The sequence below is a fragment of the Microbulbifer maximicatervae (SeqCode) genome, assembly GCF_052468295.1.
The window spans coordinates 806,965-825,982 of the sequence record NZ_CP174340.1 but is presented as its reverse complement, the minus strand read 5'-3'; the positions used below and the strand labels follow the sequence as shown (position 1 = coordinate 825,982).

General features: G+C 51.5%; 16 protein-coding genes. 4 read left to right on the top strand and 12 right to left on the bottom strand.

The window, feature by feature from the left end; all coding sequences use genetic code 11:
• Positions 1-16: 16 nt before the first annotated feature.
• Entirely contained in the window at positions 17-739 is a 723-nt protein-coding gene (locus ACJJIQ_RS04050; protein WP_445363780.1) for an acyltransferase, read from the bottom strand.
• Between the two features lie 116 nt (positions 740-855).
• Between ACJJIQ_RS04050 and ACJJIQ_RS04045 the strand changes: the two genes are divergently transcribed.
• Positions 856-1,473 (top strand): class I SAM-dependent methyltransferase, encoded by a 618-nt coding sequence (locus ACJJIQ_RS04045; protein WP_445363779.1) that lies wholly within the window; start codon positions 856-858, stop codon positions 1,471-1,473.
• Here ACJJIQ_RS04045 and ACJJIQ_RS04040 read toward each other — a convergent pair.
• The 8 genes from ACJJIQ_RS04040 to ACJJIQ_RS04005 all read right to left on the bottom strand — a co-directional run bounded on the left by ACJJIQ_RS04040 (position 1,402) and on the right by ACJJIQ_RS04005 (position 10,446).
• Positions 1,402-2,514, bottom strand: a complete 1,113-nt coding sequence (locus ACJJIQ_RS04040; RefSeq protein WP_445363778.1) for a prenyltransferase/squalene oxidase repeat-containing protein — start codon at positions 2,512-2,514, stop codon at positions 1,402-1,404. The two genes, ACJJIQ_RS04045 and ACJJIQ_RS04040, sit on opposite strands and share 72 nt — an antisense overlap.
• The gene (locus ACJJIQ_RS04035) at positions 2,511-3,272 is read right to left on the bottom strand and encodes a class I SAM-dependent methyltransferase (RefSeq protein WP_445358026.1); all 762 of its coding nucleotides are present in this window, start codon (positions 3,270-3,272) and stop codon (positions 2,511-2,513) included. The genes ACJJIQ_RS04040 and ACJJIQ_RS04035 overlap by 4 nt, the downstream gene beginning before the upstream one ends.
• Positions 3,272-4,648: a glycosyltransferase family 4 protein gene (locus tag ACJJIQ_RS04030; protein ID WP_444958269.1), complete on the bottom strand. Its 1,377-nt coding sequence runs from the start codon at positions 4,646-4,648 to the stop codon at positions 3,272-3,274. The genes ACJJIQ_RS04035 and ACJJIQ_RS04030 overlap by 1 nt, the downstream gene beginning before the upstream one ends.
• Before the next feature lie 462 nt (positions 4,649-5,110).
• On the bottom strand, positions 5,111-6,496 hold the full coding sequence (locus tag ACJJIQ_RS04025; RefSeq protein ID WP_413662690.1) for a glutamine synthetase family protein: 1,386 nt from the start codon (positions 6,494-6,496) through the stop codon (positions 5,111-5,113).
• A 117-nt stretch (positions 6,497-6,613) separates the two neighbouring features.
• Entirely contained in the window at positions 6,614-7,963 is a 1,350-nt protein-coding gene (locus ACJJIQ_RS04020) for an aspartate aminotransferase family protein (RefSeq protein ID WP_282932024.1), read from the bottom strand.
• A 214-nt stretch (positions 7,964-8,177) separates the two neighbouring features.
• Positions 8,178-8,843, bottom strand: coding sequence for a GntR family transcriptional regulator (locus tag ACJJIQ_RS04015; RefSeq protein WP_282932023.1), 666 nt, complete (start codon positions 8,841-8,843; stop codon positions 8,178-8,180).
• Between the two features lie 2 nt (positions 8,844-8,845).
• Positions 8,846-9,949 carry a hypothetical protein gene (locus ACJJIQ_RS04010; RefSeq protein ID WP_444917742.1) on the bottom strand — a complete coding sequence of 368 codons (1,104 nt, stop codon included), beginning with the start codon at positions 9,947-9,949 and terminating at the stop codon, positions 8,846-8,848.
• Between the two features lie 56 nt (positions 9,950-10,005).
• On the bottom strand, positions 10,006-10,446 hold the full coding sequence (locus ACJJIQ_RS04005) for a VOC family protein (RefSeq protein ID WP_445363777.1): 441 nt from the start codon (positions 10,444-10,446) through the stop codon (positions 10,006-10,008).
• Between the two features lie 75 nt (positions 10,447-10,521).
• Between ACJJIQ_RS04005 and ACJJIQ_RS04000 the strand changes: the two genes are divergently transcribed.
• Positions 10,522-11,688, top strand: coding sequence for a hypothetical protein (locus ACJJIQ_RS04000; protein WP_445363776.1), 1,167 nt, complete (start codon positions 10,522-10,524; stop codon positions 11,686-11,688).
• A gap of 160 nt (positions 11,689-11,848) precedes the next feature.
• A complete protein-coding gene (locus ACJJIQ_RS03995) occupies positions 11,849-12,559 on the top strand; it encodes an SIMPL domain-containing protein (RefSeq protein WP_445363775.1) in 711 nt (236 codons plus the stop codon).
• Between the two features lie 184 nt (positions 12,560-12,743).
• Here the strand turns inward: ACJJIQ_RS03995 and ACJJIQ_RS03990 are convergent, their stop codons facing one another.
• Entirely contained in the window at positions 12,744-14,108 is a 1,365-nt protein-coding gene (locus ACJJIQ_RS03990) for a metal-dependent hydrolase family protein (RefSeq protein WP_445363774.1), read from the bottom strand.
• A 90-nt stretch (positions 14,109-14,198) separates the two neighbouring features.
• On the opposite strand from ACJJIQ_RS03990, the gene ACJJIQ_RS03985 reads away from it, so the two are divergent.
• On the top strand, positions 14,199-14,810 hold the full coding sequence (locus tag ACJJIQ_RS03985) for a glutathione S-transferase family protein (protein ID WP_445363773.1): 612 nt from the start codon (positions 14,199-14,201) through the stop codon (positions 14,808-14,810).
• Positions 14,811-14,852: 42 nt separating this feature from the next.
• Here the strand turns inward: ACJJIQ_RS03985 and ACJJIQ_RS03980 are convergent, their stop codons facing one another.
• Both ACJJIQ_RS03980 and ACJJIQ_RS03975 read right to left on the bottom strand, forming a co-directional pair.
• Positions 14,853-17,669: a M16 family metallopeptidase gene (locus ACJJIQ_RS03980; RefSeq protein WP_445363772.1), complete on the bottom strand. Its 2,817-nt coding sequence runs from the start codon at positions 17,667-17,669 to the stop codon at positions 14,853-14,855.
• Between the two features lie 218 nt (positions 17,670-17,887).
• Positions 17,888-18,976 (bottom strand): Glu/Leu/Phe/Val dehydrogenase dimerization domain-containing protein, encoded by a 1,089-nt coding sequence (locus tag ACJJIQ_RS03975; RefSeq protein ID WP_445363771.1) that lies wholly within the window; start codon positions 18,974-18,976, stop codon positions 17,888-17,890.
• Positions 18,977-19,018: the final 42 nt, after the last annotated feature.

Sequence of the window (19,018 nt, the reverse complement as noted above, 5' to 3'; positions counted from 1 at the left end):
ATTAATACTTGCACATTCAATCGCTACGGCGGGGAAAGAATACCGAGCGCAACCAGCCTAACAAGGTGTTCCCACCCAACATCATCTTATCCAATTCATCCAGATTATGCGCTTGGCGAAAGGCATCGGCAAATAATGCCTCCCGCGTAATCATTCGCCGCTTGGGATTAATTGATTTAATGGGTTTTGCCGGATTACCTGCAACAACCGTATTTGCGGGAACATCCTTGGTGACGATACTGCCGGCTCCCACTACAGAATTATCACCGATAGTGACACCTTTGCAGATGGTTGCACTATCTCCAATCCAAACATTGTTACCCAGGCGCACCGGGGAGGTACAACGAAAGGGCCGCGTGCGATTGTAGAGTCCATGCCAATCAGAATCGGAAATATACACATTAGCAGCGATCATACAGGCATCGCCAATCTCAATAGATTGAGCCGCAGAAATACGTACCCCTGGAGAGATCAATACGAAATCACCAACAGTAATAAATGCCTCTCCGCCCTTGTGTCCAAAAGTGGTAAAGCGAATACATTTCTCGTTGTTAGAGATTAAGTGAGGGTAATTTCCGAGCCGAACATTTCCGCCAAAAACATGGACAGAACTTGGGTCCATCACTTCCGGCTCAACCCCAACCGCATCGAATTGCGGCAGAAGGAAATACTCTGTTCGCCATTTTCGCCAACGCAGCTGCAGTCGCTTGAGCCAATAGGGCCTGTGATCCTTACGCATATTTTAATTTCTACTTATATTTTATGGGATTTACGGAGCCCTGAGTAAAAACCCAATTGCTTTTGTATTAGTGGCAGTTTAGTGTTTCGGCCACGAAAAATAGCAAGCGTTTACCCATGTCCCTAAATCTACCTATTGATATTCGAGCAATTAAAGGTTTCCTCGCCGCCCATGAAGGGGAAGCTCTCTACCACCTGGCAGCTGAAGCCAGCTCACTGGGTCCCTGTCTTGAAGTGGGCAGCTACTGCGGCAAATCATCAATTTACCTGGCCAGTGCCTGTAAGCTGACCGATAACGTCCTGTTCGCCGTGGACCACCATCGAGGATCTGAAGAGCACCAGCCCGGAGAGGAGTATCACGATCCCGAACTGTTTGATGGCCAGGTCAATTTAATGGACAGTTTTCGCACTTTCCGCGCGAATATTCGCGCGGCTGAATTGGATGACTGGGTTGTTCCCGTCGTCGCCCCCTCCGCAACAGCTGCACGCTGCTGGAATACCCCTTTGGGTCTCGTATTTATTGACGGCGGCCACTCCCTGGAAGCGGCCATGACCGATTATCGCAGCTGGTCCCGCCATATCGTGCCCGGTGGCTACCTGGCGATCCACGACATTTTCCCGGACCCCGCCGATGGCGGCCAAGCGCCCTACGATATTTACAAGCTAGCCCTGGCTTCCGCTCAATTCGAGCTCGTCGAAACTGTCGACACCCTGGGAATCCTGCGCCGCATTTAGGGGCAGGCGCACCGATGTAAACAGCTCGCTCGCTGGCGTTAATCCGGCGAGCGCATCGGCAGCCAAAAGCATGGCCCCTACAGTCCAGGTGGTTTTTTCCTCCGGCCAGATGGCCTCATCCCGGTAGACATAACCGGTCCAGTAGCCCCCATCTTTATCCTGCCAACGGTGCAAACCGCGATACAAAATTTCCGCCCGCGAACGCTGGCCAGCAGCGATTAGGGACATAGTAAGTTCGCAAGATTCAGCCACCGTCACCCAGGGCTCATCGCTGACGCAACGACAACCCAAACCAGCCACGACAAACTCATCCCAGCGCTGCTGAAGACGCAACTGCGCTGCTTCACCAGAAAAGGCACCGGTTAATACGGGATAAAACCAGTCCATTGAAAAGCGCGCCTTGCTTTCCCAGGTGCGATCAAAGCGCTCCGGTTTATTGCGCAGCGCATCACCCAGAGCTTCCCGGGCAAGTATCCATTGGTGGCGAGCAACCCCTAGCTGGTGGGCAATATTAATTGCGCATTCCAGACTTTTATAAATGGAGGAGCAACCAGTGATCAGGGCATCTTCCATAGGGGCACCCTCTGAATCTACCGCCCAATGAATTTCGCCAAATTCCGTTTGCAAACGCAATACAAACTCGATTGCACGCTCCACCATCGGCCAATAGCGCTGTAAAAACAGTGTGTCTCTACTAATCAGAAAGTATTGCCAAATTCCTGTTGCCACATAGGCAACAAAATTGGTTTCACGGCGCTCCCGGTTGTCAATATCGCCATCTTTATAAGCGGCCCACCAGCTGCCGTCTTCCAGCTGAATCTCAGCCAACCAGCAATAGGCGTTTTCAGCAGCACTGAACTCTCCAGCAATGGCGAGCCCCATAGCGGCCTCAACATGATCCCAGGGATCGGCATAACCCCCTTTAAACCAGGGAATTGAACCATCGGGGAGCTGTTGGGAGAGAATATAGGCGGCGCTATCCTGGATAAATCCTTCAGGGAAAAGGCCAGAAGCTTTTGCCGGCACAGAAACTTTACTCATGCTTCAGCTCCCTCAGGCAGAGAGAGAGGCGTATCTACTCGTTGTGTCGACCCGGCAGGTTTCACAAAATAGAGAGCGATACTTTTTCCCAACAGCGGGTTCAATAGTTTTTCGAGAATCCGGGTAAAGGCTGGTTTCTTCATCAGATCCCACACCAACAGGCGGTGATAGGCAGAGACCAAACGGGAATCGGGCTTGTCCCAAAACAAACACTTTAACCACCAGTAAGGTGCATGTAACGCATGGGCCTTATGCCGGGCAAAATAGTGGTGTCCCAGCCTTTCAATATCCTCTCGCAGCTCGCGCTCGCGGAATATTCGGATATGCCCACCCTCAACCTGATGGTATTCATCGCTGAGTTTCCAGCACACCCACTCGGGAAAAAATGCCGGTACTGTCGCGGCAAAAATACCGGAGGGTTTTAATACCCGGTTAATCTCAGCCAGGACAGACTTGTAATCGGGGATATGCTCAAGTACCTCTGAGCAGATAACCACATCAAAACTCCCATCGGCAAATGGTAGTTGCAAGCCATTGGCAACTCCGAACTGCAAGCGACCCTTTGAGTGCTCGGGAGAGCGGAAAGGTTCCGCTCGCTCACTGGCAGTGCGCACATCATCAAAACACAGGTCAATGCCGTAAACATCGACATCATCGGTGATCATCAAGTGGATGGAATGGCGCCCTTCACCGCACCCCAAGTCGAGGACTTTTTGGCCAGGGCGAAGATTTAAGTGCTGGGGATCTACAGTAATCATTAAGCCGCCTCCGCACTGCGCATATTCGGAGTTTCTATTTCATGACTGCTGGGTTGTTCCGCCAATGTATGTCCGAGAATTTCCCGGTAATATTTCACCAAACTCTCTGCAGCGATTTTCCAGGAAAATTTATTTTCAATGCGCTGGCGACCTTTCTCACTGAGTTCTTTTCGCAGCGCTTCGCTGGATAAAACCTGGCGCAGGGCATTGGCCAAAGCTTCGTGATTTCCTGCAGGGACCACGATTCCGGCATCCCCAACCACCTCAGGCAAGGCACCCCCGTCACTGGATACTACCGGAGCACCACATGCCATTGCCTCCCCGGCAGGTAAACCAAACCCCTCGTAGAGCGATGGGCAAACTACCGCTGTAGCCTTGCGGTAATTATCGACCAGTTCTTCGTTAGAAATACCGGAGACAAACTGAACCCTTTCCTGAAGATCCAGATCGTGAAGCAAGCGTTCCGTGGCGCCACCTTCGCGTAATTTGCCAACCACCAACAACTCTATGTTTTCATATTCCTGGCGCAGTTCCGCCAACGCCTGTAATAAAAAGCGCAGACCTTTGAGGGGCTGATCTGCCGATGCGGTGGTCATAATTCGCAGAGACAAGCGCTTATTTTCTGCCCCTGGGTTAAATAATTCCGTATCAATACCGTTGTAAATTAGGTGAATCTGCTCGGGAGCTACGCCAAACTGCTCGATAATATCCCGCTCAGATTGCTTGGAAACTGTCACTATATGGCGAAGTTTCCGCGATACCTTAATCTGCATATTCAAAAAATTATGCCAGCGACGTACCAGCAAACGAAAACGCCAATCGGGGGCGGCATCTAATGCCAGTTGACGATCCCGGGTAATGGGGTGATGAATTGTCGCGACAACAGGCAATCCATTTTTCTCGATATCCAGCAAGCCGTAACACAGTGATTGGTTATCGTGAACAATGTCGTATTGTTTGCCGTGCTTGCGCAGGTATTTATTTACCCGACGGCCAAAGGTATAAGGCTCGGCAAAACCGCCGGTAAGCTTACTCCACCATTCAAAAAAATCCGCCCACGACAGCAGGTGGCGAGGTTTCAAGGCCCGCGCTGGACGCTCAACTTCATAGAGGTTCAACCCTGGCATTTTGATGAGTTTTACGCGCTCATCGAGTTCTGGGTAGGGCTGGCCAGAAATAACATCCACGGAGTGACCAGCATCAACCAGTGCTTTGCTCAGGTAGCGCAGGTAGATGCCCTGACCACCACTGTGTGGATTGCTGCGATACCCCAAAAGGCATATTTTTAGTGGCTGCGTCTCGCCAGCCGTTGGACCGTCTGCACAATTTCCCAAGGCGGTCATAGTTTCCCCATCTGCAATATTCTTATACCCCATAACATTATCCGCTCTCGCACAGACATTCTGCGAATGCCAACGTCTAAGAACCGACCGTCTGGGGTGTCTCGCTGGTAAAGCGGAAGAATACACTGGCGGAGAAATGACTGCTAGGCGGAAGCGGTCCACACTCTTGGTATCCTGGCCCAAGGATGTGTGCTCGCAAGCCAAAATAGCAACAAAAGCCCAGCAACCGCACACCGTGTCATTCGATACACTCAAGCCATGGCGACTTTAAAAGAAGGGATTAATACGAACAGGAAGTGGAAATAAGTCAATCGAGAATAAAAAAATGCCCGCCAAAAGGCGGGCCAGATTTCTCGAACACACTTTCAGGAGGAGAGTTTCAAGCACATTACGCACTTAAATTTAGGTATAGCAGAGGAAATACCCCCACTAACTCTCCTGTCGTGAAAGCCGTTCACTAAAACGGCAATCGGCGCTAAAGCACACCGCCAATCTTTATACCCGATGCAGATAACTCTGGTATTCAACATCGGTAACGCGGGCAGCTATCTCTGCTTGCTCCTGTCTTTTCAACAGAGAGAACAATTCCACAAAGCGTGGATCAAGATACTCGCGCCACAAAGGGCTCTGCTCAAAGCGCTCCAGTGCACCACTCCAGGTATTGATCAACTTCTCACTCTCCACCTGATAGGCATCGCCTTCCACGGGTGCAGGCGCTTCCATCTGGTTCTCAATGCCATGACACACACCAGTGAGAATCGCAGCTAACACCAGATAGGGGTTTACATCCGCCCCGGCAATACGGTGCTCGATACGCCGCGCCACAGGATCACTGGCGGGCACACGCAAAGTTGTAGTGCGATTATCGTAGCCCCAGCAGAGATTCAGCGGTGCGTGAGAGCTCTCCTGGAAGCGACGATAAGAGTTGCTGTGAGGTGCGAAAAACGCCATCGCATCGTTGGCTGTCGCCAGCATTCCTGCTGCGGCATAACGCAGTAAATCGGAGCCAGTGTCAGAACCGTCATCAAAAACGTTCTTTCCATTGGCGTCGATCAAACTCATATGCACGTGCATTCCGTTACCCGCCTGATCCCCGAAAGGCTTGGCCATGGTACTCACGCGGAAGCCGTGACTGCGCGCCACCCCTTTTAACAAGCGCTTAAACAGTAATGTTTGGTCTGCCACTTTAACGGGATCGGCACTGTGCAACAGGTTGATTTCAAACTGTCCCGGCGCACACTCCGACAATACTGAATCTGCGGGAATACCCTGTGCCTCGCAGGCAGCTCGCACATCGGCAAAGAAGTGTCGCTGTGCATTGAGCTCGGACAGATCGTATACGTCGGTGGAAGGCACCAACTCGGCGTCGTTATCGCTAACCGGGCGCGGACGCGCCAGATGATCCACCTCATCGCGGAGCAGATAGAATTCCAGCTCGGTCGCACACACGGCGGTATAACCCAGTTTACCGAGACGCTCTACCACGCGTTGCAACTGGCTGCGGGGATCGGCATAGAGAGAGGAGCCATCTGCCTCATGCAACTGCATATGCAGCTGGGCGGTGGACTCGCGATGCCAGGGCGCCAGGCTAATAGGCGAAACCGGCAGACAAACGCCATCGCTGTCTCCACTGGCAAATACCAGCGGGCTGTCTTCAATATCCCGCCCCCAGATATCGAGACTGACCGCGCTACGCGGCATTTGCAGACTGCCCTTGAGCAATTTCTCCGCAGCTTCTGCCGGCAACCACTTCCCTCGCGGCACGCCATTGATATCGAACATAAAGCCTTCGATCCACTTTAGGTCCGAGTGCTCTGCCAGGAATTTTTGCGACTGCTCCAGCAGATCGGGCTGGGCAGTGAATTCTTTTTCTTGAGACATAAGGTGCCTGGGGTGATCCAATCTAAACGCAGAGACGGCCCAACACCGCTTTTCCATTCAAACTATGGAAAACGGGGGTATCAGACCGCCTCTACAACAGAGTATCTTGCCGCTATGTTACGCCAGTGCTTTAGCAGTGTCGTCCAGGGCGCGGTGCGCTTTTTCTACCAGCTCATCGACCTGTTCAGTGGTCATAATCAGCGGTGGTGCGATAACCATGGCATCGCCAACGGCGCGCATCACCAAACCGTGCTTGATACTCAGGTCACGACATACCGCACCAGCGGTGCAGTCATCATCAAAACGAGCGCGGCTGGCCTTATCTTTTACCAGCTCCAAGGCACCGACCATACCCAAACTGCGGGTTTCGCCAACGATCGGATGCTCCGCCAGTTCAGCCCAACGCTTGGACAGGTAGGGGCCGGTTACATCGCGGACATTCTCGATAATCTTCTCGTTGCGCAGAATATTGATAGTTGCCAGACCTGCCATACAGGCAGCCGGATGCGCGGAGTAGGTGTAACCGTGGGTAAACTCGCCACCTTTGGTTTTGATCACCTCAGCGACACGATCACTCACCATGGTACCGCCCAGGGGGAAGTAACCGTTGGTTACTGCTTTGGCGAAAGTCATCAGGTCGGGCTTCATGCCGTAATAGTCGGCACCGAACCACTCACCGGTACGACCGAAACCAAAAATCACTTCATCCATCACCAGCAGAATGTCGTACTGGTCCAGCACCTTCTTGACTTCCGGCCAGTAAGTTTCCGGCGGGATAATTACGCCGCCAGCACCCTGGATTGGCTCAGCGATAAACGCCGCAACATTATCCGGGCCCAACTCCTGGATTTTCTCATCCAGGCTGCGAGCCGCTTGGATACCAAACTCCTCTGGAGACATATCGCCGCCCTCACCAAACCAGTAGGGCTGCTGTACGTACTCAATGTAGTCGAGCGGCTGGAATTGCTTGTGCATACCACTCATACCACCCAGGCTGGCACCGGCAATGGTAGAGCCGTGATAGCCATTCTTACGGGAAATAACGATGCGCTTCTCCGGCTTTTCCTGGATATCCCAGAAACGGCGGATCAGGCGCAGGTTAGTATCATTTGCCTCGGAACCGGAACCCGTGAAGAACACATTGTTCATATGCGCCGGGGTCACTTCAGCCAGGGCGTCGGCCAATTCAATCGAGGGCACCGTAGTGCACTGGAAGAAGCTGTTATAGAAAGGCAGGGTATTCAGCTGCTCGTAGATCGCATTGCTGATTTCTTTGCGGCTGTAGCCGAGGTTGCAACACCAGAGGCCTGACATGCCATCAAGCATTTTGTTGCCATCAATATCGGTGATGTAAGCGCCCTCGGCGCTGGTAATCACACGGGTCCCCTGCTGGCCCAAGTCATGGAAGTCAGTAAATGGGTGTAGCAGGTGCTCACGGTCGTGTTGCTGCAGCTCAGTCTTGTTCATATTTCTCTCCTGGCTTTCACAGGCCTTGCTCAGCGCCCACCAATCGGGCTCAAAAGGCCAAATCGTTACCACTAATTTGTGATCACATTCTAGTGGGGCCATCGACAGAAGCGCAAGGTCTATCTGCCCTTACCGAAAACATAAGGTCGAATCGCGCCAGTGCGAGGAGAAAAAAGGGAACTAAATAGTCAACTGGGGGGGGGGGAAGGAGCCGCTACAGCAGCTCCTCTGCAGAGATAGAGCCGAGCCCCTCTTCAATATCCTGCTGAATGGCTTTGCGCACCTTCAACTCATCTTTACTGGCAATAGCTTCGAGCAGATCTTGATGCCGGTCTGGCAACTCCTGCACGCCAAAGCGCTGGAAAACCAAGTGCTGGAGGGGAGCTGTCTGTAGCCACAGGCTCTCGATCAGGGATAGGATGATATGGGGCTGCCCCAGGCGATAAAGGGTAAAGTGAAATTCCAGATTAGTGGTTACATAGCGCTCGATGTCTTTCTGAGCGAGAGCTTCTGTTACACGCTCATCCAGCTCCCGAAGTTGCGCTAATTCTGCATCCCCGACCAATGGCAGGGCCTGTTCAGCGGCCTGACACTCCAGGGCCACACGAGCGGCACAGATCTCTGCCAGTTTTTCCGGGGTCATTGTCGGCACTCTGACCCGGCGGGTATCTGACAGCTCAAGGGCCCGCTCCGAGGTCAGGCGACGCAACGCTTCGCGAACCGGCATTGGACTGCAATTAAGTTCCGAGGCCAGACCCCGGATAGTAATCGCCCTACCCGGCAAAAACTTTCCCCGCAGAATGGCATCCCGCACCTGAAAATAAACCCTCTCCTGGGTTGTGCGGTACTCTTCCTGGGGACTGTTAAATTCCTGCACCATACCTATGCTGCCCTGACCTGCTCCAACATATGAGGGACATCCTCCGCACCCACCTCAATTAAATGCTCAGCCGCTCGGCCACTTTGCCAAATTTCATAAAAATCATCTGCCACCCGGCGACTGAGATCAACCACCCGCCCCCAGTACTTCAAACGGTCTTCACGGTCGAGCTTGTAGAAATCATTGCGGTCTGGAATTTTTCCATAGGGCAAGGAGGCAACAAATTTGGGCGAGGGAGCCACAACCAGAGTGGATTGCATGGCATCTCCGCGAACCCGTCGCCAAGAGAGCCCTTTATCAAACCAGCCGGGCACCATATAGGGGAAAAAGTGCGGGTAGAGCACTAGGCCCTGGGGGTGGCGGAAGCGCAGATCAAAGTGGTAATCGGTGATACCGCCATCGCGATAATTACCCTGTGGAGCTCCCTCCGGTGTCTGCACCCCTGTCATTACCAAAGGGATACAGCCACTGGCCAGTACAGCAGCACAGGTATTTTGCTCGGTAAGCGGAATATTTTCGGTGCTCAGATTCTGGAAGTGAATGCCTGCCGACTCTTGCGAATGAAAAACCACCCGCTCCCAAAAAGCGCTCAGGCTGTTGCGAGATACAGCATTTGCCAGTGCCGAGGCAAGTAATGCCGGCGCCAACAGCGCCTTGTTTTCACTGGCCAGTGGCCCCCTGCCCCTGACCGCCACAAAGTGGCTGTGCCAAATGGGATTTTCCACTACCTCGCGCGCACCTTCAGCACCCAACACTGCCTGCAGCATCTTGCGACCGCCGGCAGTAATCTCCTCTGGTGAGGGCTTGTCAGAATAGGCTTGGTAGATGTAGTGATGCTCTAATCGTTCAAGTGCTGACAGCGGCTCTGCCATTGCGTAACACATGTTGCGAAAACTACCGATAGATGATCCCAAGGTGACAATTGGCTCGCTCCGCTCCTTGAAGAACTCCCCCATCAATACCCGATCCAACTGGCTAATCACCAGCCACTTGGGACCGCCGGAAGCGCCGACCAGCGTCGAAAATTGTCTCTGGGACAATCCCTCTTCACGTATGCGCCGCGCAGCCGTCTCTCCGGCCAGTAGAATACAACTGGTATTTTTCACTCACTCTCTCTTTTTCTTGGCCGTCAGAATTTATCTCAGGTTTCAACTATCCCGGACTACCACTCACCCTGATTTGCCATAGACATCCAGGGCTCCTGGGGTGGGAGGGGCTCTCCACTTTGCAGCAACTCAATGGAAATCCCATCTGGGGAGCGAAGAAATGCCATATGGCCGTCTCTCGGAGGCCTATTGATGACCACTCCCTGATCCATCATGCGTTGGCACACCCCGTAAATATCATTTACCCGATATGCCAGGTGTCCGAAATTCCGCCCGCCAGTGTAGCTTTCCGGGTCCCAATTGTAAGTGAGTTCCAATGTCGGGGCCTTATTCTCCCTGGCCGCTTCAAGATCCTCGGGGGCTGCGAGATACACTAGGGTGAAACGCCCTTTATCATAATCATTTCGACTAACGACCTGCAGGCCCAGCTTTTCACAGTAAAACGCCAGAGATTCATCCAGATTGGTTACGCGAACCATGGTGTGTAAGTACTTCACCCTCTACTCCTTCTTGTTGCCAAGCTCTACAATCAGCCCATAACAAATAAATCGGCTTTTTAAAGCTAAACGCATATGTATAAAAAATTCTATCGCGAGTTCCTTCAGGCGCCCAGTGGCAGCCCCTCTTCCATGCTGCACATGGCTTGCCACTCCCACCACTACTGGCCCGATGTTACCCTTGATGCAGTTCAACAGTACTGGCGCGATTCAGCACTTCTGGCCGATGAGAAATGGGGGCCAATTTTTGAGGAGAAGATACCCTCATGGCAAGCGGCGATCGCAAAATCCCTCAAATTACCCAGGGCAGACCTGATCGCTATAGCCCCAAATACCCATGAACTAGTGTATCGGCTACTGAGTTCATTCGACCCCAGTAAACCATTGCGCATTCTCACTACAGACGGAGAGTTCTACAGTTTTACCCGCCAACTACAGCGTCTGGAAGAGCTTCCTCAAGTAGAGGTAACGAGAGTTGCCAAAGAACCCTACGCCACTCTGGCGGAAAGATTTGAGAACGAACTACATAAAAATGAATACCATCTGGCCTATGCCAGCCTGGTATTTTTTGACTCCGGTGTGGTATTTCCCCGGCTACTGGAGGTTGCGGCACAGAAACCGCATGACACACAATTCGTTATCGATGGATATCACGGTTTTTTTGCCCGCCCAATCGATCTTTCAACCGTTGCAGACAAGGTTTTTTTTACGGCAGGATCATATAAGTACCTAGGCGCCGGTGAAGGCCTGTGTTTTATGACAATTCCTGCGAACTGTACACTGCGCCCTGTAAATACCGGCTGGTTCGCAGAAATGGCTGAGCTGGAGAATCGCTCGGGAGAAGTCGGATATAGCGACAATTGGCTGCGCTTTGCCGGGGCGACCATGGACTATTCAACACTCTACAAAGCCCTGGCTATTTTCGATTTATTCCATCGCGAAGGCATTACCATCGAGAAAATACACGGCTACGTTCTCAATGCGCAAACCCGATTCCTGAATAGCATGGATAGCTCAGACCACCCTATCTTGAATCGCAACAACTTGATTTATCATGATCTGGAAGAAGGTCACGGCCACTTTTTCACATTTGACTGCTCACAACCAGAAATCTCACAGAGGGTTCAGGAAGAACTCAAGGCTCGAGCAGTTCTGTGTGATCGCCGACAACAGTTTCTCAGGCTGGGATTCGCCATCTATCACGATAAGGATGAAACTTACCAGCAGGTTTTTAACTCTTAAAGCTTCAGAGCTAAGAGGACAGAGTGATTTTTACCACCGCGGCTAGAGCATATTTCACACCTAAAAGGCACACTGGCTCAGCTGCGGTTCAGGATTCAATCATAAAATAATGGCGCCATTTTCGTCGCAACAATTAGCACTCAATGGATAAGGACGCGTTATGAAAGCAGTAAAAATTTCAGTAATTTCCCTTCTCGCCCTGCTCGCCACCGCCTGTGGTAACGAGCGGGCTCCAGAAGACCGGGGGACTATGGTATCCATCGCTGCACGGGGGGAGGCAAGCCAGGTTCCTGATATCGCAAAAATTTCTGTCGGAGTGGTAACCGAGTCAGAGGACAGCAAACAGGCAATGCGCGATAACGCCAATCAGATGGAGTCTTTAATGGCCGCCATCAAAAAATCGGGTATCAACAAGAAAGATATTCAAACCACAGGCGTTAACCTGTCTCCGCGCTACCAGTACCAGCAAAACAAAAAACCCCGAATCACTGGTTACACCGCGCGAAATACCGTCAGCGTGAAGGTTCGCAAACTGGATGAACTCGGCAAGGTCTTGGACAATCTTACTGCCGCTGGAGCCAACCAGATCAACGGTCCGAGCTTCGAAATTGGTGAACCTGCTCCAGTTCAAGCCAAAGCCCGGGAAAAAGCCCTTGAAGACGCCCAGGAGCGTGCAGAAATGTACGCCAAAGCGCTGGGTACAAAAGTGCGTCGCATTGTCAGTATTTCAGAAAATGGCAACGGCGGTATGCCACGCCCCATGATGTTCACTGAAAGGGCCAAGTTGGCAGACAGCGCTTCCACCCCCATTTCACCGGGAGAAACCACACTTACCGTCAATCTGGATCTGGTATACGAACTCGAGGACTAATACGGAGCAATAGCTACTCACATACGAAAGCAGGAAGGATACACGGCGCTTGGGGCCATTCGGGGCTTGAATATACTCACAGCGCATTTCGATTCTTCCCTGCTGCACCGTAGTAGCTAATGTCTTGTCAGCAGTGAAACAGCACCAACAGCCTTGCTGTTTCACTGCCGTTCTTCTCTACCGGCTAACCGCTGATATCTTGCCCAAGAAACACATCACTTGGCAGCTCGCTGGACTCTTTGTAAATAACGCCTTCTTTCATTACAAACAGAACCCGTTGCATTTCCGAAATATCTTCCAGGGGATTTCCAGCCACAGCGATAATATCGGCTATCTTGCCCTCGCTAATGCTGCCCAGTTCATCCTGTACTTGCAGCAGCTGGGCCGCATTCCAAGTCGCTGAACGCAATGCATCGGCCGGGCTCATTCCACCCTGCACCATCAGTAAAAATTCACGGGCATTATCGCCGTGACGGGTAACACCGGTATCGGTTCCAAATGCAATTTTTACTCCGCGCTTGTGAGCGCGGCTAAAAGTATCCTGCATTAAAGGCCCCATAGTCGCGGCTTTCGGGCGCACCAGGTCCGGCAGGAAGCCTTCAATCGCCGATTTTTCTGTCACCCACTCGCCAGCCATTAGAGTCGGCACAAACCAGGTGTTGTTACGGCGCATCAGGTCCATCACTTCATTATCCATATAGGTGCCGTGCTCAATGGAGTCCACTCCAGCACGAATTGCGCGGATCATTCCCTCCTTACCGTGGGCATGTACTGCAACCGTGAAACCATAGTCCTTAGCAGCCTCAACAATTGCCTCCAACTCATCCTGCATAAATTGAGGGTTCTGGCCGCTCTTTGCCACACTCAAGACTCCACCAGTCGCGGTGATCTTGATCAGGTCAGCGCCATCCTTATAGCGCTGACGAATCGCTTTGCGCGCGCTGATCGGCCCATCAATAACACCATCCACCGGGCCAGGGTTCCCCATCAAGTCCTGCCTGAGCCCATTGGTGGGGTCAGCGTGCCCACCGGTAGTTGCGATTGTCTTTGCCGCCGTATAAATACGCGGACCTTCCACCAGGCCTTTGTTGATTGCATTACGTAAACTCACAGTCACGTTGTCATGATCACCAAGATTCCGAATCGTGGTAAACCCAGCCTGTAGAGTGCGATGAGCAGCATCCACGCCGCGCAAGGTAAAATCAGCAGTATTCCAGCTGAAAGACTCCATATAAGCACGCGGCCCAAACTCGTAAGTGAGATGGCTGTGCATATCCATCAAACCTGGCAATACCGTATATTCTCTCAAGTCGACCAAGCGCTCTCGATCGCGCTTGGCAAACCCTTTCTGCACCGACTCAACCCGCCCATCGACAATATGAATGGTGCGGTCTTCCAATAATTTTCCATTACTGCTATCAAATAATTTGCCAGCGTAAATTGCAATGCTCTCAGCACTCGCCTGCAAACTGAAAAGCCCGGCAAATACCGACAAAGCCACGGCGGCTGCGCGGTTGACAAAGTAGCTTCGGTTGGTCTTTGTTGTCATTGTCGTCCCCAGTAGATCTCTTTTAGATTCTCAACGTCCTTTACCAAGATCGCACAATCTACGCAATTACCCAAGCGAGAGGAAGCCTCTATGAAAATCTATGAGTTCGCAGCAGCACCAAACTGTCGACGTGTTCGCATGTTTATGGCAGAAAAGGGGTTGGATGCAGAATATGTCGGAATAGATATTACAAAAGGGGAAAATCTTAGCTCAGAGTTTCGAAGCAAAGATATCAATAAAAAAGTACCCGTAATGGAGCTGGATGACGGCACTTACATTGCGGAATCAGTGGCCATTCAGCGTTATTTTGAGGAGCTACACCCAGAGCCACCACTCTTCGGCCGCACCCCCAAGGAAAAAGCACTGGTGGAAATGTGGAATCGCCGTGCCGACTTTAACCTTATGTTTCCTGTCGGGATGTGTTTCCAGCACGTTTCCGGTTTCTTTAAGGACCGGATGAATGTTTACCCCGATTTTGGTGAGGATTCAGGCAAACGAGCCCTGAAGTTTATGGATACCCTCGACAATCACCTTTCAGACCATGAATACCTGGTTGGTGACTATTTTTCAGTGGCCGATATCAGCATGGTTTGCGGACTGGATTTCGGCAAAGTGCAAAACCTTCGACCCGATCCGTCCAAGCACTCTCACCTAATCAGGTGGCGTGAACAACTTAAAGAGCGCCCCAGTTTTAAAGCTTAAACCCTATTTCCCCGCCCAAACAGGGCGGGGAAATAATTTCAATCAGTCCTTTGCAGGAAGCACCTCAACGGGGCCAATATCCAAGGCTTCAACCTCGCCTTTAATCTTACTCAGATCCCCAACAATCACCCAGGTGAATTGATCTGGCGCAAGATACTCCTTCGCGGAGGCCTCCACTTTTTCCTTATTCAGTGCTGAAACCCGCTGTGGATATTCGGCAATGTATTCCTCTGGAAGCCCCTTCTCTACTTGCCAATTAATACTGGAAAGCAATTGCCCTTTGGTCTGGAATCGAGCACTTTGCTTCAGGACTTCATCATTTTGGTAGTCCTCAAGCTCTTTTGCAGTAATAGGACGCTCTCCTAAGTATTCCTCATACTCTTTTACCAATTCCTTAATAGCTGGAGCTGTTTTATCAGTTTGCACAGGAGCAAAGAGGATATAAGGACGCTGCCCTTCTGTATCGAGGGAAACCGCGCGGGCACCATAGGACCAATGCTTGTTCTCACGAAGATTCATATTGACCCTGGACGTAAACTTTCCGGCAATAATATTTGTCATCGCATCAAAAGCTTCAGCGCCCTGCGGCTGCCAAGGCGGCATCAGCAGACCTGCCATAATATAACTCTGTTGTGCGCCGGGGCGGTCGAGCAAATAAACTCGAGCCTTTTCCGGGCGAGGTACCCTGGCAACTTCAATTTTGGGAAGCTCTGATTTAGGAGCAGTCCACTTTCCGAGAGTTTCATTCAGCAGAGGCTCTATTTCTTTTTCAGTAACATCCCCCACGATCGTCAGGGTTGCATTATCCGGACGCACCCAGGTCTTTTGGAAATTAACCAGATCCTCACGGGTTATCGACTTAATTCCCTCGGGAGTACCCGATCCCGTCAAGGGAGAGCCATAAGGGTGGTTTTCTCCAAATAGCAGCGGCGGCAGTTCACGCATAGCCAAGCCCTGAGGCTGGGCTTTTTCCTGGGCTATTGCATCCAGGCGATTGGACTTAACCCGCTCCAGGTCGGACTCTGGGAAACGAGGTTCAGTAACCACCTTCTCAAATAGCTCCAGCGATGGCTCCAGCTGCGTCTTAAGGGCACTCATGCTGATATTGTTATAATCAAGGCCGCTACCACCACCAATATTTACACCAAGCTCTTCTGAGCGAGAGCTAAATTCCAGGCTATCCAGATCACCCGCACCTTCATTCAGCATTTGCGCCGCAACTGAAGCCAGACCCGGCTTATTTTTATCTGCGGAGGCGCCACTGCGAAATTGCAGATTCATCAGTACCACGGGAGTATCGTGGCGTTCGGCCAGAACAACCTTTAATCCATTTTTGAGGGTAAATTCTTTTTGTTTTGGCAGTTCCAGCTCTACATTTTTGTCTACCTCGGGGAGCTTGCTGCGGTCAGCACCCTCCGCCGCTGCCGTATACTTCTGCTTCGGCTCCATAATTAAGGTGTAGGAGTCCTCTTTTAACCACTGCTCAGCCACTTCCTGAACTTCGAGAGCGGATACTTTTGCATAATCCTCCACGCCTTCTATCAAGGCTCCGGGATCGCCGAAATAAAACTCCGACTGGGCAAGAATGTCACTCTTACCACCAAAACCACCGGTTTTTTCCAATCCCTTTACCAGCCCGGCAAACTCACTCTGTTTAACCCGGCGCAGCTCATCCGCATTCACACCATTTTTTGCGAATTGCTTTAATTCTTTATTCAGTAAGTCTTCAACTTTTTCTACAGACTGCCCCGGTTTCACGTCGACGATAATCATCAACTGCCCTGCAAGCTGACGGCCGTAATAAAAAGCGCTGACGCTGGTAGCCACTTGCTCATCACGAACCAAACGGCGGTAAAGAAGAGAGTTTTTTCTATTGGCGAGAAGGGAAGTCATTAATTCCAGCGCGTCTTCCACTTCGCTACCCACTGCGGGCACATTCCAAACCTTGTAAATTCGCGTTTGAGGCACCTGGTCGTAAACCACCTCCCTCTTTTTCACTTGGGTGGGTAGTTCCCAATTCTTAATGCGCGGTTGCACCCCTGTGCTCGGGATATCACCAAAATATTTGCGCACCTTGGCCATCGCATCTTTGACCGTAACATCACCCGCAATTACCAAAACTGCATTAGCGGGCTGATAATGGTCCTCAAACCATTTTTTGACATCTTCAAGACTGGCGTTGTCCAGGTCCTCCATCGAGCCAATCGGCGTCCACGAATAGGGGTGTCCTTTGGGGAAGGTGCTCTTGGCAATAATATCGAACGCTTTGCCATAAGGTGCATTCTCCCCCTGGCGCTTTTCATTCTTTACAACACCGCGCTGCTCATCCAAAACCTCCTGGGTAATTGCACCTTTAAAATGCCCCATTCGGTCGGACTCCATCCACAGCGCCATATCCAGGGCGCCTTTGGGCACAGTGACAAAATAATTGGTGCGGTCATTGCTGGTGGTGCCATTCATATCGGTGGCCCCAGAGCGCTGGAAGGGTTCGAAATATTCCCCTGGGAAGTTTTCGCTACCGTTAAACATCAAGTGCTCAAATAAATGAGCAAATCCGGTTTTACCTGGCGGCTCATCCTTAGAACCTACTTTGTACCAAAGATTGGTAGAAACAACGGGGGCTTTGTGGTCTTCATGCACAATCACCGTCAGGCCATTGGGCAATACTTCCTTATGGAAAGGAATCTCCAACTTGGGTGGCGGGACATACGCCTCTTTATCGGATGCAGCAGCCTTACTACTGGCTGCTGCTTCCTTATCCACCGAAAGCGCATGAGGCGTATCATCGGTAGACTTTCCGCAAGCGGTAAGGCCAGTAATAGCGATGGCAACGCTGATAAGTAGCGGACGCAAGTCCATATTGTCACTCCCTTTTAAAAAACCGCAATTTCAGGATGGCAAGTTTAGGCCAGCTTTCCTCCAGAGTGTCAGCAAAACCTTTTACCAACCGCAATTTAGCAAATATTCCAGGCAAAAAAATGGGCACCGAAGTGCCCAAATCAATACATCACAGAGAGAAGCGAGATGACAATCGCCCAAGGAATCAGGTCACCAGCTCTACTCCTGCGCTGAAAACATTACGCTGCCACAGTACCAGACTTGTCTTCGGCCTCGCCTACAACCGTATGGTGACCAAAGCGCTCCTCGGCAACCCGGTCCGCTACGTGAGCGGTGGTCTGGCCGGTTTCATCGGCACGCTCGAACACTTCTTTCATAGTGTTGCCAATCTCTTCGATATGAGCACGCACTTCTGCAGCGTCGTAATCGCCTTTCTGCTGGTAGTAAACATCGATAATACCGCCAGCATTAATGACATAGTCCGGTGCGTACAAAATACCTTTCTCGCGAAGCACTTCAGCATGGCGCTCTTCCGCCAACTGGTTGTTGGCCGCGCCAGCAATCGCCTGAACCTTCAAACGGCTGATGGTGTCATCGTTGAGAATTGCACCCATTGCACAGGGGGCAAACAGATCTACGTCCAGGTCAAAGATTTCGTCGGCAGTTACGGCTATGGCACCAAGCTCGGTAACCGCACGATCGATATTGTCTTGGAAAATATCGGTGACAAACAGTTCCGCACCGGCATCCTTCAATAGTTTACCCAGGCGGAAACCAACGTTGCCCACGCCTTGAATAGACACTTTTAAGCCGGTCAGGTCAGTCTTGCCCCAGCGGTGCTCTACCGCAGCTTTCAGGCCGACAAACACACCGTAAGCAGTCGAAGGGGAAGGATCACCACCATACTCGGAGCCCGCAAACAGGCCGGAAACAAACTCGGTTGTCTCACCGATAACACTCATATCCGCCACGCTCGTGCCAGAATCTTCAGCAGTGATATAACGGCCGCCCAAGGTATTAATAAATTCACCCATAGCGCGCAGCAACTCAGGAGTCTTTTCCTTGCGCGGATCACCAATAATTACGGCTTTGCCACCACCCAACTTGAGACCAGCCATCGCAGACTTATAAGTCATACCACGGGAAAGGCGAAGAACATCATTCAGGGCCTCGCCATCGTCGGCGTAGGGCCACATGCGGCAGCCACCCAGTGAAGGACCCAAATTCGTATTGTGTACCGCGATAATGGCCTTCAAGCCACTCTTTGCATCTTGGTAAAACGCCACTTGTTCGTGTTTATCGTAGGCGGAATGGGAAAAAATACTCATTAACTGTTCCTCTCCGGAAGGCCGGTTCTACAGCTGGGGAAC

Excerpts from the sequence above, each read along its gene's own strand:
- ACJJIQ_RS04050 (WP_445363780.1), bottom strand. The coding sequence starts at position 739 with ATGCGTAAGGATCACAGGCCCTATTGGCTCAAGCGACTGCAGCTGCGT.
- ACJJIQ_RS04045 (WP_445363779.1), top strand. The coding sequence starts at position 856 with ATGTCCCTAAATCTACCTATTGATATTCGAGCAATTAAAGGTTTCCTC.
- ACJJIQ_RS04040 (WP_445363778.1), bottom strand. The coding sequence starts at position 2,514 with ATGAGTAAAGTTTCTGTGCCGGCAAAAGCTTCTGGCCTTTTCCCTGAA.
- ACJJIQ_RS04035 (WP_445358026.1), bottom strand. The coding sequence starts at position 3,272 with ATGATTACTGTAGATCCCCAGCACTTAAATCTTCGCCCTGGCCAAAAA.
- ACJJIQ_RS04030 (WP_444958269.1), bottom strand. The coding sequence starts at position 4,648 with ATGGGGTATAAGAATATTGCAGATGGGGAAACTATGACCGCCTTGGGA.
- ACJJIQ_RS04025 (WP_413662690.1), bottom strand. The coding sequence starts at position 6,496 with ATGTCTCAAGAAAAAGAATTCACTGCCCAGCCCGATCTGCTGGAGCAG.
- ACJJIQ_RS04020 (WP_282932024.1), bottom strand. The coding sequence starts at position 7,963 with ATGAACAAGACTGAGCTGCAGCAACACGACCGTGAGCACCTGCTACAC.
- ACJJIQ_RS04015 (WP_282932023.1), bottom strand. The coding sequence starts at position 8,843 with ATGGTGCAGGAATTTAACAGTCCCCAGGAAGAGTACCGCACAACCCAG.
- ACJJIQ_RS04000 (WP_445363776.1), top strand. The coding sequence starts at position 10,522 with ATGTATAAAAAATTCTATCGCGAGTTCCTTCAGGCGCCCAGTGGCAGC.
- ACJJIQ_RS03995 (WP_445363775.1), top strand. The coding sequence starts at position 11,849 with ATGAAAGCAGTAAAAATTTCAGTAATTTCCCTTCTCGCCCTGCTCGCC.
- ACJJIQ_RS03990 (WP_445363774.1), bottom strand. The coding sequence starts at position 14,108 with ATGACAACAAAGACCAACCGAAGCTACTTTGTCAACCGCGCAGCCGCC.
- ACJJIQ_RS03985 (WP_445363773.1), top strand. The coding sequence starts at position 14,199 with ATGAAAATCTATGAGTTCGCAGCAGCACCAAACTGTCGACGTGTTCGC.
- ACJJIQ_RS03980 (WP_445363772.1), bottom strand. The coding sequence starts at position 17,669 with ATGGACTTGCGTCCGCTACTTATCAGCGTTGCCATCGCTATTACTGGC.
- ACJJIQ_RS03975 (WP_445363771.1), bottom strand. The coding sequence starts at position 18,976 with ATGAGTATTTTTTCCCATTCCGCCTACGATAAACACGAACAAGTGGCG.